Origin of the sequence: Sulfurimonas sp. NWX367, assembly GCF_039667065.1 — a bacterium.
GTDB lineage: Bacteria > Campylobacterota > Campylobacteria > Campylobacterales > Sulfurimonadaceae > Sulfurimonas > Sulfurimonas hydrogeniphila.
This window is the reverse complement of sequence record NZ_JALCZM010000003.1, coordinates 43357-57843: the sequence shown is the minus strand read 5'-3', so window position 1 is coordinate 57843 and position 14487 is coordinate 43357. Positions and strand designations below refer to the sequence as shown.

The window sequence follows — 14487 nt, the reverse complement described above, 5'->3', positions numbered from 1 at the left end:
TATGGATACAGCATATTTAATTGAAACGATCATAAAAGTCGTTGTAATTCTACTTATATTTTCTGCATTGGCAGGTATCGGTACATATTTTGAGCGGAAGATACTTGCATTTATGCAACGTCGTTTAGGGCCGATGTATGTCGGACCATACGGGTTGTTGCAGGTGGCAGCAGACGGTATAAAACTTTTTACAAAAGAAGATATTATTCCTACAAACGTAGTGGGTCCGGTATTTAAAATTGCACCTGTAATTACTGCGGCAACTGCATTTATGGCAGCAGCAGCGATTCCGTTTTTTCCACAATTCACAGTGTTCGGTTATACAGTACACCCTATTGTAGCTGATTTGAATATCGGTATTTTGTATATTCTGGGTGTAATGGCAGTCGGACTTTACGGACCTTTGCTTGGCGGTATGGCTTCGGCAAATAAATTTTCCCTGCTTTCAGCAGCGCGTACGGCAGCTGTTTTCATCTCTTATGAAGTTGTCAGCGGTTTAGCTATTTTGGCGCCGATTATGATGGTGGGTTCTTTGTCTCTGATTGATTTTAACAATTATCAGGCAGGCGGTATCAGTGACTGGATTATATGGTCTCAGCCTGTAGCCTTTGTTTTATTTTGGATCGCGGCTTTTGCTGAAACCGGACGTACGCCGTTTCACCTGATAGCAAATGACCATGAAATTATTGACGGTTTTGGAACAGAGTACTCTGGAATGAGATGGGGTCTTTTCTTCATTGGCGAGTATGCAAATATGTTCTTTATCTCCTTTGTGATTCCTCTTATCTTTTTAGGCGGATACGGTGACGGAAGTATGCTTGGCGCATTGGGGCTGATAGGAAAAGTGGCATTTTTCTTTTTCTTCTTTTTGTGGACAAGAGCTGCCTGGCCGGATGTAAGACCGGATCAGTTGATGTGGTTGTGTTGGAAAGTACTAATGCCATTGGCCGTGATTAATGTTGTAATCACCGGCTTTGTGATGATGTTTTAAGGGGATAATGAATGAAAATGGAACAATTTAATGATAGAAATGTAGCTGACAACGGTTACTTTTTAGTTGATATTGAAGATTATCCTACTGATGGTTGGGGTAAATTTAAACGTGTCGTAAAAAGAACTTTCAGAGCCGAACTTTTTGTAGGTTTATGGGTAGTGCTTCGTGAAATGATCAAATTTGATATTCATACGGTACAGTATCCGCAGGAGAAACTGCCTATAGGTCCTCGTTATCGTGCCGTGCATGAAATGAAAAGACTTTGGGAAAGTGATACTGAACGTTGTATCGGATGTGGACTTTGTGAAAAAATCTGTATATCTGACTGTATTCGTATGGATACAAAGATAGATGAGAATTCACGAAAAGAAGTAACCGAATATACAATTAATTTAGGGCGTTGTATTTTTTGCGGTTACTGTGCGGAAGTTTGTCCTGAACTTGCTATTACTCATGGCGGAGAGTATGAACAGGCATCAGAACAGCGTGAGCATTTTGTTGACTATGCGTATATGTTGACGCCACTTGACAAAATGAAAGCCGGAACTCAAATGGAGTTTGAAGGTTTTGGTGCGATTACACCACATGAAGATGAGCGTGTTAAAAAAACACCTCTAGCATATTAAGGAGTTTGGATTATGTTTGAAGCGGTAGCATTTTACTTGTTTGCATTTCTGACGATAACGATGTTTTTCATCACAGTAACAACATCACAGGCGTTATATGCATTAAGTGCATTGGCAGCGGGAATGATTTTCATATCAGCATTTTTCTTTATTCTGGGTGCTGATTTTTTAGGTGCAGTGCAAATAATTGTTTACACTGGTGCAGTAATGGCTTTATATGCTTTTGGTATGATGTTTTTTGACACGACAAGAGAAGTTAAAGAGAAACAGGGGAACAAATACATCATTGTCGGACTCTCAACACTGGCAGCAGTTCTGGTAGTTGTTATTTTTGCAGCGCCGATGGTATCTGAAAATATTGTTGCTCTTTATCCGGCAATTGAAGGAGTAGGCAATACTCAAGAAGTAGGACTGATTTTATTTACAAAATATCTAGTACCATTTGAAGTGGCTGCAATTATGCTGCTTGTTGCAATGGTAGCAGGTATCGTCCTAGCAGGGAAGAAAATGGATCTTTCAATTACACTGATGAATGATGCTGAAATTGAAGAACAAAATAACACAAAGGTACTTTCATGATGGAAATAGGTTTAAATCATTATCTTGTTTTATCTACTATTTTATTTGCTATTGGTTTAGTAGGTGTTATGCGTAGAAAAAACCTTCTTTTACTGTTTTTTGCAACCGAAATACTCTTAAATGCAGTTAATGTTGCTTTTGCAGCAATTTCGCATTATTATGGCGATTTGACTGGTCAGATGTTTGCATTTTTCGTAATTGCTATTGCAGCTTCAGAAGTTGCAGTCGGTCTTGGACTTCTGATAGTATGGTATAAACGCCACAGTTCAATTGACTTAGATGCGTTAACAGCGATGAAAGGATAAAGAATGGAAAAATATTTATACATAGCACTCTTTGCTCCGCTTGTAAGTTCTTTGTTTTCAGCGTTGTTTACAGCGACACCAAAGAAACTGTTTACGGGTATTGTTGCCAGTCTTATGATATTGACATCATTTGCAGCAAGTACAGTCCTGTTGATTTATATACTCAAAGGCGGAGAGCCTGTACATGTAGAGATGATGACATGGATGGCAACCGGAGATCTTTACATTCCTTTTGGTTTTGTTGTTGATCAGATTTCGGTAACTATGATGATGGTTGTTACCTTGGTTTCAACTATCGTACATATTTACTCTATCGGTTATATGGATCACGACAAAGGTTTTAACCGTTTCTTCGCATGGCTGTCAGCATTTGTGTTTTCAATGATGGTTCTTGTCATGAGTGACAACTTCGCAGGACTTTTTATAGGCTGGGAAGGCGTTGGTCTGTGTTCATGGGGTCTTATCGGTTTTTGGTATCATAAACAAATTGCCACATGGGCAGCCAATGAAGCGTTTATCATGAACCGTATCGCCGACCTTGGTATGCTTATCGGTATCTTTTTAGTCTATTGGAATACAGGTACACTGCAGTATGATGAAGCATTTGCCGTTATGCCATTGCTGGATACTGCCACATTGACATGGATAGGTATATTTTTATTTATCGGTGCAATGGGTAAATCAGCACAGTTTCCTCTGCATACATGGCTTGCAGATGCGATGGAAGGGCCTACTCCTGTATCGGCTCTTATTCACGCGGCAACAATGGTTACAGCGGGTGTTTATCTTGTAGTGCGTTCGAATGAGCTTTACAGTTTGATTCCTCATGTCGGATTGTTTATTGCTTCACTTGGTGCATTTGTGGCATTGTTTGCAGCTTCTATGGCCCTTGTGAATCGTGACATGAAGAGAATTATTGCCTACTCTACACTTTCTCAGTTAGGGTATATGTTTGCCGCAGCTGGTCTTGGCGCTTACTGGGTTGCACTTTTTCACTTGATGGCACATGCGTTCTTTAAAGCACTGTTGTTCCTTGGTGCGGGAAATGTAATGCATGCGATGCATGATGAACTTGATCCGTTTAAGATGGGTGGACTGAAAAAAGTAATGAAGTGGACATGGATTATGATGACAATTGCCTCATTGGCTTTGGCGGGAATCTTTCCTTTTGCAGGATTCTTTTCCAAAGATACGATTCTTGAAGCGGCATTTGCTGAGCATCACTTTGTGATTTACGGGGTACTGCTCTTTACGGCAGGTCTGACAGCATTTTATTCATTTAGACTTGTGGCACTGATCTTTCACGGTGAAGAACGTTACAAGATATTTGGTATTCATCCGCATGAAGCCTATAGATTTATGCTGATTGCAATGAGTCCGTTGCTTATTCTTGCAATGATTGCCGGAATTTTCCAAGAACCGTTCTTTGGCATGATCGAAGAAATTTTACGTGCGCATGAGTATCATATCCATTCCCATACAACACTATGGATTATGTTGGTCGGTACGCAGCTTTTTGTAGCACTTGCTATTTTGTATGCATATAAAAAATATGCTTCATGGAGCAGTGTTCCGGATGGCACAAGTCCGATAGAAAATTCATTTATCTATAAACTGCTGTTTAATCAGTACTATATTCCGTATTTTTACGAAGAGTACCTTGTAAAACCGTACAGAGAGGCTTCTGAACTTTTCTGGACAAAAGTAGATATGAAAATTGTGGATGCTACTGTTGACGGGATTGCAGGTATTGTGTATGGTACCGGTAAGAAAACTAGGAAAATGCAAAGTGGTAACTTATCTACTATGCTTAAATGGATGGTAGCAGGTTTAGTTGGTCTGCTCTCACTCGCTGTGGTGTTTGGGCTTGCAGCAAGATATTCTGATGAGATTGTACTATTCTTATCAGCTCTAGGAGTTTAGTATATGTTAGATCATATTTTATCGTTATTAATTTTCTTTCCGGCACTCGCAGCCGTATTTGGTTTTATGATACAAAAAGAGAGTATGCGTGCATACGGTATCTCTGTCGCTGCTATAGAGTTTGCACTTTCGCTGTGGCTGTGGTATGTATTTGATGGCAATGTGTCCGGAATGCAGTTTATGGAGAGCCTGCCGCTTGTTCCTTCTTTTGGAATCAATTATATACTTGGAGTGGATGGTATATCTTTGTTTATTGTTATTCTTGCAGCTTTTTTTACTATGATAGGAATAGCCAGTTTAACAGATACGCCTAATGTAAAATATATGATTATTACATTGTTGTTTTTACAAATGACAATGGTCGGTGTTTTTGTGGCACTTGATGCAATAGTCTTTTACATTTTTTGGGAACTTTCGCTTGTACCTATGCTTTATATCATCGGTGCATGGGGCGGACCGTTGCGAATATATGCCTCTGTTAAATTTTTCCTGTATACTTTTACAGGTTCGCTTGTGATGCTTGTCGGTATGCTTTTTATGGCATATTTTTACTATCAGGCAACAGGTGTCTGGAGTTTCGCTATTTTAGACTGGTACAGACTGATTTTACCTGAGTCTTTCCAGCTTTGGCTTTTTGCAGCATTTTTTATCGGTTTTGCTATTAAAGTACCGATGTTTCCGTTTCACACATGGTTACCGTATGCGCACGGACAGGCACCGACTATTGGTTCTGTAATACTTGCAGCAATTCTGTTAAAGATGGGAACATACGCGTTCATTCGTTTCTCTTTACCAATGTTTCCGGATGCTTCGGCATTTTTTATGGTTCCAATCGCAATCATCGCAATTATTATGATTGTGTATACCGCAATGGTTGCCTATGCGCAAAAAGATATCAAACAGGTTGTTGCCTACTCCTCAATCTCGCATATGGGTGTTATTATTCTGGGAACATTCGCACTGAATGTGGAAGGTATCTCGGGATCAATCTTTTTAATGATAGCACACGGTGTTGTTTCGGGAGCTCTGTTCCTGCTCGTAGGTGTTATTTATGACAGACGCCATACGAAGATGATGAGTGAATTTGGCGGCTTGGCACAGGTGATGCCAAGATATGCAACAATATTTGGTCTCATGTTAATGGCTTCTGTCGGAATGCCTTTGACAATCAACTTTGTAGGTGAGTTCTTGTCGCTTCTCGGATTTTACCAACAGTCTCACATTTTGACACTTTTAGCCGGAACAGCGATTATTGTCGGTGCCATCTATATGTTGGCAGCATACAAAAAAATGTTTTTTGGTGAGGTAACAAAAGAAGAGAATAAAAATCTTAAAGATGTCAATAAAAGAGAATGGGTTGCCCTCCTGCCACTTGGAGTAATTACCATATGGCTGGGTATATATCCCAAACCTGTGTTGGAACCGATTAACAACAGTGTGAAATCAATTGTACAGTTAATGCACAATAAAGCTACAACAGAATTAGGTAAAGAAAGAATTCCAAATTTAGTGAAACCTAAAGTTGTAATTATAGAAAAAACTATTATAGAGGAGGTTCACTAATGTTAGCGCCGATAAATATTTCAATGGAGTCGTTAAATGTAATGACTCTGGCGCCTATGCTGATACCGGTAGTAGGTGCATTGTTAATCTTAGTGATTGATGTTATCAAGGGTGGGCTTCACAAATCACTCTACGTCGTACTGAGCCTGCTCTTTTTGGCAATGGACTTTTTCTCTTTGCTTGATGCCTCAGAGATTTTTACCCAAAACGGTACAGTACTGGGTATGTTTGATGTAATGCTGATAGACGGTCTGGCTTTATTGGCTCAGTTTATTATCGTTATAGCATCAATGCTCTTTATTCCACTGGCTTTGACAAACAAACGCTTTCATGAGTTTTCCTATCCTGAGTTTTTTGCACTCTTTTTATTTATGATTGCAGGTTTCCAGTTTATGGTTGCTACAGATAATCTGATCTTGATATTTGTCGGTTTGGAAACAGCGTCTTTGGCATTGTACACGCTCATAGCTATGCATAACCGTGACAAATCTTTTGAAGCTGCTGTGAAATACTTTACAATGGGTGCCTTGGCCGCAGGTTTCTTCAGTTTTGGTGCCATGGTCTTTTATGCATTGACGGGTTCGGTAGAAATTAATAAAATTGCCTTGGTTCTTGCTGCAAACGGGTATGCTGACATCGGATATGTCCTTGTAGGTGTTTCGTTTTTGCTGGCAGCCTTTGCTTTTAAATTATCACTTATTCCATTTCATACATGGGCTCCGGATGTGTATGAGGGATCTTCTGCACCAATGGCCGGTTATATGTCAATCGTACCAAAAATAGCTGCTTTTGTCGTGGCTATGAGATTTTTTGAATTTTTAGTCCACAGCGGTATCGTATGGCTTGATATTGTTTTATATGCCTTTGTCATTATTACGATGACAGTGGCAAATATGTGGGCTCTTGTACAAACTGATGTGAAGCGTATGCTGGCATACAGTTCGATTTCGCATGCAGGTTTTGTGATGGCTGCTATTTTAATAGGAACAACACAGGCAAACAGCGCACTCTTTTTATACTGGGTTCTGTTTACATTCACAAACCTCGGGTCGTTCTCAATGCTATGGATCTCCCGTCAAAAAAGCTTACCGGATCATCAAATGTCAGACCACTCGTATGACAAATTTGCGGGGATGATTAAAACCGCACCGGTACCGGCAATGATTATGGGACTGTTTATGCTGAGTTTGGCAGGAATCCCTCCGTTTGCACTGTTTTGGGGTAAAATCTATCTGATCAGTTCTGCGGTAACAAGCGGTTATACAATCCTTGCACTTATTATGGCACTTAACTCAGCAATAGCAGGGTATTACTATTTAAAACTTATTGTATATATGTTTATGAAAGAACCGGTTGTCGGTGCGAGCGGACAGATATATGTTGCCAATGCGACATTGGCGCTCAAAACTATTATCGGTATAGCAGCAGTAGGAACCATATTTGCTTTTGTTGCTATAAACCCGCTTTTAGAGTTTATTACAGCTTTTGTATATAACAGTGGATATTAATAGTCTAAAATCTTAAACAAGGGGGAGAAAATTTGCTAAAATGGATACTCCTGGCCTTTGTTCTTACAAATTCTTTTGCACTTGAAATTTCCATAGAGAGTGCAAAAGACAACTTCATAAAATACTCTACACTTGATATCCGAAACACTGAACGCTTTACATGTAAAGAAATTAAAAATGATCTTGACACAGTTTTGGAAATTCGATGTATTTTTTTAAAAAGACCAGTGCGAAAACTCAAGCATATTCAAAATGATTTTTTTAAAGTAAATACAGTTTTTAAAGATGAAAAATTTATTGTTACAATCAAGCCTTTTTACAAAATAAAATTGATTCCGGAAATATTTGATCTCACAAAAGACAATGAAGTTTTTAATGCAAATGTAACATATTCAGACCATTGGAGTGTTCTAGGGTACAAAAAAACATTTCCTTTGTTTAAGCAGGAGGAAGCCTCTTCACTTGCATTGGATTTTCCTTTTTACCTTGACAAAGACAAACTGCCGTATGTAGGAAGTCTGGACCTGCAGGGAAACCCGGTATATATCAAAAATGTAGAAGATGTGAAAGAGTACTTGAAAATAAAAAAGTATTATAAACACAAAGAGTATGAAATGTGTCTTGAAAGTATAAATGACATATTGAATGATTATCCAAATACGCTTTTTAAAGCAGAGCTGCTCTATTATAAAATTAAAGTGTATGCAAAAATAAAAGACTGGGATAATGTAGTAAGTGTAGCAAAAGAGTTTTTAAGAGAATACTCTTCTGATGAGAATGTAGCAGAGGTCCTTTCCCTGGTAGCAAAAGCATATGCCAAACTCGGTGAAAATTCAAATGCTGACTACTTTTATGACCGATTGTTTACAGAACATCCAAAAAGTAAATTTACACAACTGGGATATATATACAAGGGAGAGATGCTTGAAGAGTCAGGTGGTACAAAACAAGCGCTAAAGTATTATAAAAAAGCATTGTATGAGACGAAAGATTTAGAGGTGGCAGCAAATGCCGCATACCATTTAGCCTCTTTGTATCTTTCTTACAAGCCAAAAGAGGCTTCGCAGTATGCGATGAAAATTATTCAGGCAGATCCTGGCTTTTTTATGGAAGATTTTAAAGCATCACAAAAGATGATGGAGGAATTTGCAAATCAGGGGTATTATAAAGTTGCTGCAGCTATAGCAGATACTCTGCTGCAGGAGATCGATGCCACATATGATGAATATGAAGAGTTGCTTAAAAACAAAGCTTTATGGCTTGCCCAAACAAAAGAGAAGAAAAAGGCTTTGGCCGCTCTCAATGAATATTTGAAAAAGTTTCCTGACGGAGACTATGTGGATGCTGTTCAGGTTGCCAAAGACGCACTCTTTTTTGAAGTTTCTGATTTAAATACAACAGCAAAACTGGCAGAATTTGACAAGCTTATTCAAGAGTATCAAAACGATACTATAGGCAAACGTGCACTGTATGAAAAAGCAAAATTACTTTTAAAAGAGGGAAAATACAAAGAGGTGCTCTCTTTAAAAAAATCCCTGGAATCTCTGGATGGGACAGAGTATAAAGATATCCAAAAAATTATACAGGATGCTGCTATCGGAGAGATGAAACAGTCTCTGCGTAAGAAAAACTGTAAACAGGTTTTAATCATATCAAATGAATATAACATTACGCTTTCGGATAAATGGGATGACGGTATATATGAATGTGCGATGAAAGGCGGAGATTTTCAGCTTTCAAAAAGTATAGCACGTAAAAATTTAAAGTCCAAAGATTTGGATAAGCGAAAAAAATGGCTTTTTCGCTACATAAAAGTTGATTTTGCTACGGGAAATTACAGTGATGTACTGGATGCAGCCAAAGATTTAATTACTTTGATAGAAGATGACAAAAATTCAAAATACAAAGAGGTTTACAGATATCTGTTTGATACATATGAACGATTAGAGCAAAAAGAGAAGATGATTGATGCAATGGCAAAAATCGAAGAAGTCTTTGGCCTCGACTATAAAGATATAGAACGTTATGTTGCAATGGTAACACTCGGAAACGAACGATATGATGACAATTTGATAATAAAATATGCAAAAAAAGTAATGCAGATACAGAACAAATCAAATTCCTATGCGCAGAGTCCTTATGTGGAATTTGCACTGTATCAGGCATATATGGATAAAAAAGAGTACAACAAGGCTTTGGAAGTTATAAAATCATTAGATAAACTGGGACTAAAGCCTACATTACGTGCGCGGCAAAAATATCTTTTAGGCAGTGTACTTGATAAACTATGGAGAGATGATGCAGCGAAAAAAGCATATAAGGAAGCAATAGCCGCTGACCCAAAATCTTCCTGGGCCAAACTGGCAAAAAGTGCATTGGAACTTTAAATTAAAGTTCCAAACAATCACTGATACTGTAGAGACCGGCTTCTTTGTCTGCAAGCCATTTTCCGGCACGAAGGGCACCTTTGGAAAAAGTATTTCTTGAAGTTGCTGTATGGTTGAGTTCTATAAATTCTCCGTCATTGTAAAAGCCGACAGTATGACGTCCTACGATGTCACCGCCACGCAGAGCCATAACTGCTATTTCATCTTTGCTTCTTTCGCCGATGTTCCCGTCTCTGCCGCTGATGCGTACTTTGTCAAGATCCAATCCTCTTGCGGCTGCTGCTGACTGGCTGAGTGTCAATGCCGTACCGCTTGGCGCATCTTTTTTGTGTCTGTGATGCATTTCTACAATTTCTATATCAAATCCCTCAAGGGCTGCTGAAGCCTGATAAACAAGTTTGTTTAGAAGTGCTACACCCAGGGACATATTTGTGGCATAAAGCACTGGCATACGCTCACTTGCCTCTTTTAAAAGATTGAGTTGATGTGTATTGAGTCCTGTTGTTCCGATGACTAACGGTTTGGGAGTTTTCATTGCCTCTTCGAGAAGTATCTCACAGGCATCCGGTAGTGAGAAATCTATAATAATATCAGCCGCATGCAAAAATGCCTGCATATCAGAAGTAACCAGAACTGAAGGATCTATGGAAAAATCAAGTGAATTTCTGACAAAAACCGTACTCAAACTCATTGCATCTGTTGTTTTTAAATCTTCTATTAAAAGTCTGCCAACTCTACCGCTCGCACCGAATACGCCTACTTTTATCATAATATATCCTCATTTTTTTTCTTATAATAGCAAAATATTACTCAAATACTACTTTCTTTTTCATATACTCATTGTAATATTTTTGCGCTTTGAGTATATTGAGCAGGAGCAGCAGGGACGAAAAGAAAAAGAGTATAGCAGCGGGTATTAAAAAAATACGCGAATAAGCCGTAAAAAGAAAAAGAAAAAAGGAAAGATAGTACAAATTGATCTGATACTGCATCTTTTTTTTTGGTATTACATTGCCCATTTCCGCATCAAAAACCATATTTGAACTTAAATGAAACCAGGTCAAAAAAGGGATGATTTTATAAAGCATTGCATTGATTAAGGCATATACAGCGCCAAAGAGAGTAAAAAAACCAATAGCAAAGGAAAGGTTTACATGTAAAATATTTGCACCTGTAAAAAGGAGAGACGCAAGAACAGCATTGCCCATGGCAAAATACCAAAGCTGGATGCTGGCATCTTTTCTTGCCCGTTTTCTTTTTCGTAAAATTTGTATACTCAACAGAGCAAAAATGATGACTGGTACGCAAAGCAGTATCTGTGTTAAAGTGAGAAGCAGCATTTTTTCTTGAAGTTGTGCATATGCAAATAAAAGTAAAAATACAAGTTGTGCAGGATAGAGTTTTTTTTGTAAAAATATCGGAAACTCTTTTGCAACAAAAAACATAGGAATAATTTTATACGATACGGAGACTATAAGTAAAAAGACCCAGCCAAAAAGCATAAAAGCAATATGAGTGTTTCCATAACGCAGTGTGTCAACAAATCCAAAATGTCCAAGCAGTGCCAAAGCTCCAAACAGAGCTGCTGCAAAAAGAGCTATAAAAGAAGCTGCAAAATTTTGTACCAGCGTGTTTTTTTCCTGGCTGAGCAAAACTGTTTTAAAAGAGAGTATTGCAAAATAGAAAAAGGTTCCGCTCAGCACTGCTCCTGCAAGATAGAGCAAGAGTGGCGTATTTGTGAGAAATCCAACAACAAAACTCAGAATTCCGGTATTTAAAGCAATGTGAACGATTGTTGCATTTTTTATGACATTTGTATAGGGTGTTGCCAGCATAACAGGCAACATTTGAAAGAGTGAGCCGAACATGACATGTGTGATAAAACCCAGAGTCAGCAGATGTGTCAAAGCAATAACTTCATAATCAAACCGTGAACCTATAGAAAATCCGTAGATTACAATGGCTACTGAAAGAAGTATAAGATAAAAGGCACCACTGAGATAAAATTTTATTGGAATTGCATAAGGGGGTGCCTGTTCAAGACTCAGACCTTGAAACATTATTTATAGATCCTCATTTCAAACTCATTTTCATTTTCTTTCGTAATTTCATATTGCAAACCAAGGGACAAAATGTTTTGAAAAAGCATTTGAGGGTTCATCCGATGGCGAAATATCAGCACTTCATCATCCTGTAAAATATTAAGAGCATTGATGGCTTCTACCAGAGGGTAGGGCGCTTCAAGCTCACTGACATCCAGAATAATCTCTTTTTTAGTTTTCATAGTTTTGTAGTTTTTGAACGATTTCTTCTGCATTTTCTGCCAGGGCACTGTTCATCATGGTGTAGAGCATCTGCTCTTCTTTGAGATTGTGCTGTTGCAGGAGAATATTCATGGATTCTCCAAGAGAAAAAGCTCTTTCTTTGTCTTTGGCATTATAGGCTTCATCCATTTTTTCAAAGAGTGATTTTGCCTGTGCATGCTCCATTCGCATAACATTTGTCGGTCCCATACTTCCCATCCCTGATTTTTCTTCAAGCATAGGAAAAAGATACTCCTCTTCCATTGTGAAATGCAGGAGTGTTTCATTTTTAAAGGCTGAATATTTGGAAAGAGCTTCGTCAAACTCTCCGCTTTCAAGAAAATCTTCTGCCTGCGTCAAAAGATGATCACACTCTCTGTGTTTACTTGTCATAAAATCTTTTATAGTCATATCGGTACTCCTAATTTAGTAATTCATCAACATATGAAATGGCAGAAAGCGCAGCAACAGCGCCGTCTCCGGCTGCTGAAACAACCTGTTTCGGTGCTTCTATCCGTATGTCACCCGCAGCGAACAGTCCAGGAACAGAAGTTTTCATGCTTAAGGTTACAATAACCTGTCCCTGCTCATTCACATCACACAGATAAGTTCCGTCTTCTTGGATAAGTGTCTGATTATTGACATTGTTCCCCACAAACACAAAAACACCGGGAACCTGTATATCTTTTATATTTCCATCTTTGTCTTTGACTTTCAATCCGTTTACTCCGCTTGCATCGCCATAAACTTCATCAGGAACAGAGTTGAGTACAAGTTCTATTTTTTCATTTTCTTTGACTCTTTTTACTGTATTTGGTGCTGCACGAAAGCTGTCGCGTCTGTGAACAAGATAGACTTTTGTGCATATTTTTGCAAGGTATAAGGCTTCTTCAAGAGCAGTGTCTCCGCCTCCTATCACTGCCACTTCTTTTCCTTTGTAAAAAAATCCGTCACAGGTTGCACAGGTACTGACCCCTTTGCCAAAAAATTCGTCTTCTCCCCTGAAACCTGCACGGCGGGGAGAGGAACCGGTACAAACAATAACACTGTGTGCCTCAATGCTTGTTCCGTCTGATTTGAGTACATGAAAGAGATCGCCATCTTTTGTTATACGGTTTACTTCTGCCATATCATGTTTGAGTCCAAATTTTTGACACTGCTCGGGCCATGGCATCATCAGGTCCATTCCGGTTATCTCACCTGTTACACCCGGATAGTTTTCTATTTCGGAACTCTGTGTAATCTGCCCGCCAGGCATACCTTTTTCAAACATTGTAACATTTTCAAGTCCGCCGCGTGTAGTGTATAGTCCTGCAGTAAGACCCGCCGGTCCCCCACCTATAATTGCACAGTCTAAAGTCATGATTTTATCTCCTCTAATTGGTCTAAATTGTCAAGCTTACGTATCATACTATTTTGCTTATAAAGGGAATCTTTTATTCTCTTTATGAAAAAAATAGATGGTGAGTTGTAGATATTGAAGCGCTGTATGAATTTTAAAGATGTGTTGGTCCCACTTCTTAAAAAAGTAGTTGTTTTTGTGTTTTCCCGGACCCTGTTATAGTAGTCAATGGCAAGTATCGGCAGGTTTAAATCTAAATTTGCAAGTCTGTTCATTGTGTGTTTATCTCTTGAAGAATAAAAAATGACGATATACTCTTCACTTACTGGCGTGAAAACATCATTTTTTTCATAATAAACGAACTCTTTAAAATTAATAAACTTATACTCTGAAAATTTGTAGTTGAAATAGGCAAAAGCACCTGCTATCATTGCAGCACCAAAGAAAGATGCTAGAAGAGTGGAAAGAGAAAAGAGGCTTTTGCCTCCCTTTCCGGCCACTTTTGAAGTCCTTGAAATTACGCTAAAAGAGCGTCAAGTTTTTCTGCAAGAGCCTGTTTTGACTGTGCGCCTACGATTTGGTCTACCATTTCACCGTTTTTGAAAAACATAATAGTAGGGATTGAACGAATACCGAATTTTACAGCAATATCCTGCTCTTCATCAGTATTGACTTTACAGATCTTAGCTTTTCCGTCATAATCTTCCGCCAATTCTTCAATAACAGGAGCAATCATACGACACGGCCCACACCATGGCGCCCAAAAGTCTACCAGAGATACACCCTCTGCAAGAGTTGCTTCAAAATTTGCACCAGTTAGTTCTATATATTTACCCATTAGTAAATCCTTTTTATTTTGTTTGTTATAAAAGTATTATACAAGTGCTATCATTAATCCAAACTTTAAATTTAGTTATAGCAATAATTTGTATAATTCTCTATAATGAACTACATGTA

The 14487-nt window shown here is 38.5% G+C and carries 15 protein-coding genes; 8 read left to right on the top strand and 7 right to left on the bottom strand.

The features are described from left to right. The first annotated feature begins 1 nt into the window (after position 1). The 8 genes from nuoH to MNY28_RS08985 are packed head-to-tail and all read left to right on the top strand — an operon-like array spanning position 2 to position 9885. Positions 2-991: an NADH-quinone oxidoreductase subunit NuoH gene (nuoH, locus tag MNY28_RS09020; RefSeq protein ID WP_151899559.1), complete on the top strand. Its 990-nt coding sequence runs from the start codon at positions 2-4 to the stop codon at positions 989-991. 11 nt (positions 992-1002) lie between these two features. Further along, the gene (gene nuoI, locus MNY28_RS09015; RefSeq protein WP_346389614.1) at positions 1003-1620 is read left to right on the top strand and encodes an NADH-quinone oxidoreductase subunit NuoI; all 618 of its coding nucleotides are present in this window, start codon (positions 1003-1005) and stop codon (positions 1618-1620) included. Between the two features lie 12 nt (positions 1621-1632). Next, the gene (locus MNY28_RS09010) at positions 1633-2199 is read left to right on the top strand and encodes an NADH-quinone oxidoreductase subunit J (protein ID WP_151899561.1); all 567 of its coding nucleotides are present in this window, start codon (positions 1633-1635) and stop codon (positions 2197-2199) included. After that, the gene (nuoK, locus tag MNY28_RS09005; protein WP_151899562.1) at positions 2196-2504 is read left to right on the top strand and encodes an NADH-quinone oxidoreductase subunit NuoK; all 309 of its coding nucleotides are present in this window, start codon (positions 2196-2198) and stop codon (positions 2502-2504) included. Before MNY28_RS09010 ends, nuoK begins: the two co-directional genes overlap by 4 nt. Before the next feature lie 3 nt (positions 2505-2507). Further along, positions 2508-4427: an NADH-quinone oxidoreductase subunit L gene (gene nuoL, locus MNY28_RS09000; RefSeq protein WP_151899563.1), complete on the top strand. Its 1920-nt coding sequence runs from the start codon at positions 2508-2510 to the stop codon at positions 4425-4427. 3 nt (positions 4428-4430) lie between these two features. Then, positions 4431-5990: an NADH-quinone oxidoreductase subunit M gene (locus MNY28_RS08995; protein ID WP_151899564.1), complete on the top strand. Its 1560-nt coding sequence runs from the start codon at positions 4431-4433 to the stop codon at positions 5988-5990. Beyond that, entirely contained in the window at positions 5990-7498 is a 1509-nt protein-coding gene (gene nuoN / locus MNY28_RS08990) for an NADH-quinone oxidoreductase subunit NuoN (protein WP_346389613.1), read from the top strand. Before MNY28_RS08995 ends, nuoN begins: the two co-directional genes overlap by 1 nt. A gap of 32 nt (positions 7499-7530) precedes the next feature. Beyond that, on the top strand, positions 7531-9885 hold the full coding sequence (locus MNY28_RS08985) for a flagellar protein (protein WP_346389612.1): 2355 nt from the start codon (positions 7531-7533) through the stop codon (positions 9883-9885). A 1-nt stretch (position 9886) separates the two neighbouring features. Here MNY28_RS08985 and dapB read toward each other — a convergent pair whose 3' ends face one another. From dapB to trxA, 7 genes are all read right to left on the bottom strand, one after another. Then, positions 9887-10654 (bottom strand): 4-hydroxy-tetrahydrodipicolinate reductase, encoded by a 768-nt coding sequence (gene dapB / locus MNY28_RS08980; protein WP_346389611.1) that lies wholly within the window; start codon positions 10652-10654, stop codon positions 9887-9889. Between the two features lie 37 nt (positions 10655-10691). Next, the gene (locus MNY28_RS08975) at positions 10692-11945 is read right to left on the bottom strand and encodes a hypothetical protein (RefSeq protein WP_346389610.1); all 1254 of its coding nucleotides are present in this window, start codon (positions 11943-11945) and stop codon (positions 10692-10694) included. Beyond that, positions 11945-12169: a hypothetical protein gene (locus tag MNY28_RS08970; RefSeq protein WP_346389609.1), complete on the bottom strand. Its 225-nt coding sequence runs from the start codon at positions 12167-12169 to the stop codon at positions 11945-11947. The genes MNY28_RS08975 and MNY28_RS08970 overlap by 1 nt, the downstream gene beginning before the upstream one ends. Next, positions 12159-12599: a hemerythrin domain-containing protein gene (locus tag MNY28_RS08965; protein ID WP_346389608.1), complete on the bottom strand. Its 441-nt coding sequence runs from the start codon at positions 12597-12599 to the stop codon at positions 12159-12161. The genes MNY28_RS08970 and MNY28_RS08965 overlap by 11 nt, the downstream gene beginning before the upstream one ends. Before the next feature lie 10 nt (positions 12600-12609). Then, on the bottom strand, positions 12610-13551 hold the full coding sequence (trxB, locus tag MNY28_RS08960; RefSeq protein WP_346389607.1) for a thioredoxin-disulfide reductase: 942 nt from the start codon (positions 13549-13551) through the stop codon (positions 12610-12612). Continuing rightward, positions 13548-13961, bottom strand: a complete 414-nt coding sequence (locus MNY28_RS08955; protein ID WP_230973293.1) for a hypothetical protein — start codon at positions 13959-13961, stop codon at positions 13548-13550. Before MNY28_RS08955 ends, trxB begins: the two co-directional genes overlap by 4 nt. Before the next feature lie 86 nt (positions 13962-14047). Next, complete coding sequence (gene trxA, locus MNY28_RS08950; RefSeq protein WP_151899573.1) at positions 14048-14368, bottom strand: thioredoxin; 321 nt, start codon at positions 14366-14368, stop codon at positions 14048-14050. Positions 14369-14487 lie beyond the last annotated feature (119 nt).

Excerpts from the sequence above, each read along its gene's own strand:
- nuoH (WP_151899559.1), top strand. The coding sequence starts at position 2 with ATGGATACAGCATATTTAATTGAAACGATCATAAAAGTCGTTGTAATT.
- nuoI (WP_346389614.1), top strand. The coding sequence starts at position 1,003 with ATGAAAATGGAACAATTTAATGATAGAAATGTAGCTGACAACGGTTAC.
- MNY28_RS09010 (WP_151899561.1), top strand. The coding sequence starts at position 1,633 with ATGTTTGAAGCGGTAGCATTTTACTTGTTTGCATTTCTGACGATAACG.
- nuoK (WP_151899562.1), top strand. The coding sequence starts at position 2,196 with ATGATGGAAATAGGTTTAAATCATTATCTTGTTTTATCTACTATTTTA.
- nuoL (WP_151899563.1), top strand. The coding sequence starts at position 2,508 with ATGGAAAAATATTTATACATAGCACTCTTTGCTCCGCTTGTAAGTTCT.
- MNY28_RS08995 (WP_151899564.1), top strand. The coding sequence starts at position 4,431 with ATGTTAGATCATATTTTATCGTTATTAATTTTCTTTCCGGCACTCGCA.
- nuoN (WP_346389613.1), top strand. The coding sequence starts at position 5,990 with ATGTTAGCGCCGATAAATATTTCAATGGAGTCGTTAAATGTAATGACT.
- dapB (WP_346389611.1), bottom strand. The coding sequence starts at position 10,654 with ATGATAAAAGTAGGCGTATTCGGTGCGAGCGGTAGAGTTGGCAGACTT.
- MNY28_RS08975 (WP_346389610.1), bottom strand. The coding sequence starts at position 11,945 with ATGTTTCAAGGTCTGAGTCTTGAACAGGCACCCCCTTATGCAATTCCA.
- MNY28_RS08970 (WP_346389609.1), bottom strand. The coding sequence starts at position 12,169 with ATGAAAACTAAAAAAGAGATTATTCTGGATGTCAGTGAGCTTGAAGCG.
- MNY28_RS08965 (WP_346389608.1), bottom strand. The coding sequence starts at position 12,599 with ATGACTATAAAAGATTTTATGACAAGTAAACACAGAGAGTGTGATCAT.
- trxB (WP_346389607.1), bottom strand. The coding sequence starts at position 13,551 with ATGACTTTAGACTGTGCAATTATAGGTGGGGGACCGGCGGGTCTTACT.
- MNY28_RS08955 (WP_230973293.1), bottom strand. The coding sequence starts at position 13,961 with ATGATAGCAGGTGCTTTTGCCTATTTCAACTACAAATTTTCAGAGTAT.
- trxA (WP_151899573.1), bottom strand. The coding sequence starts at position 14,368 with ATGGGTAAATATATAGAACTAACTGGTGCAAATTTTGAAGCAACTCTT.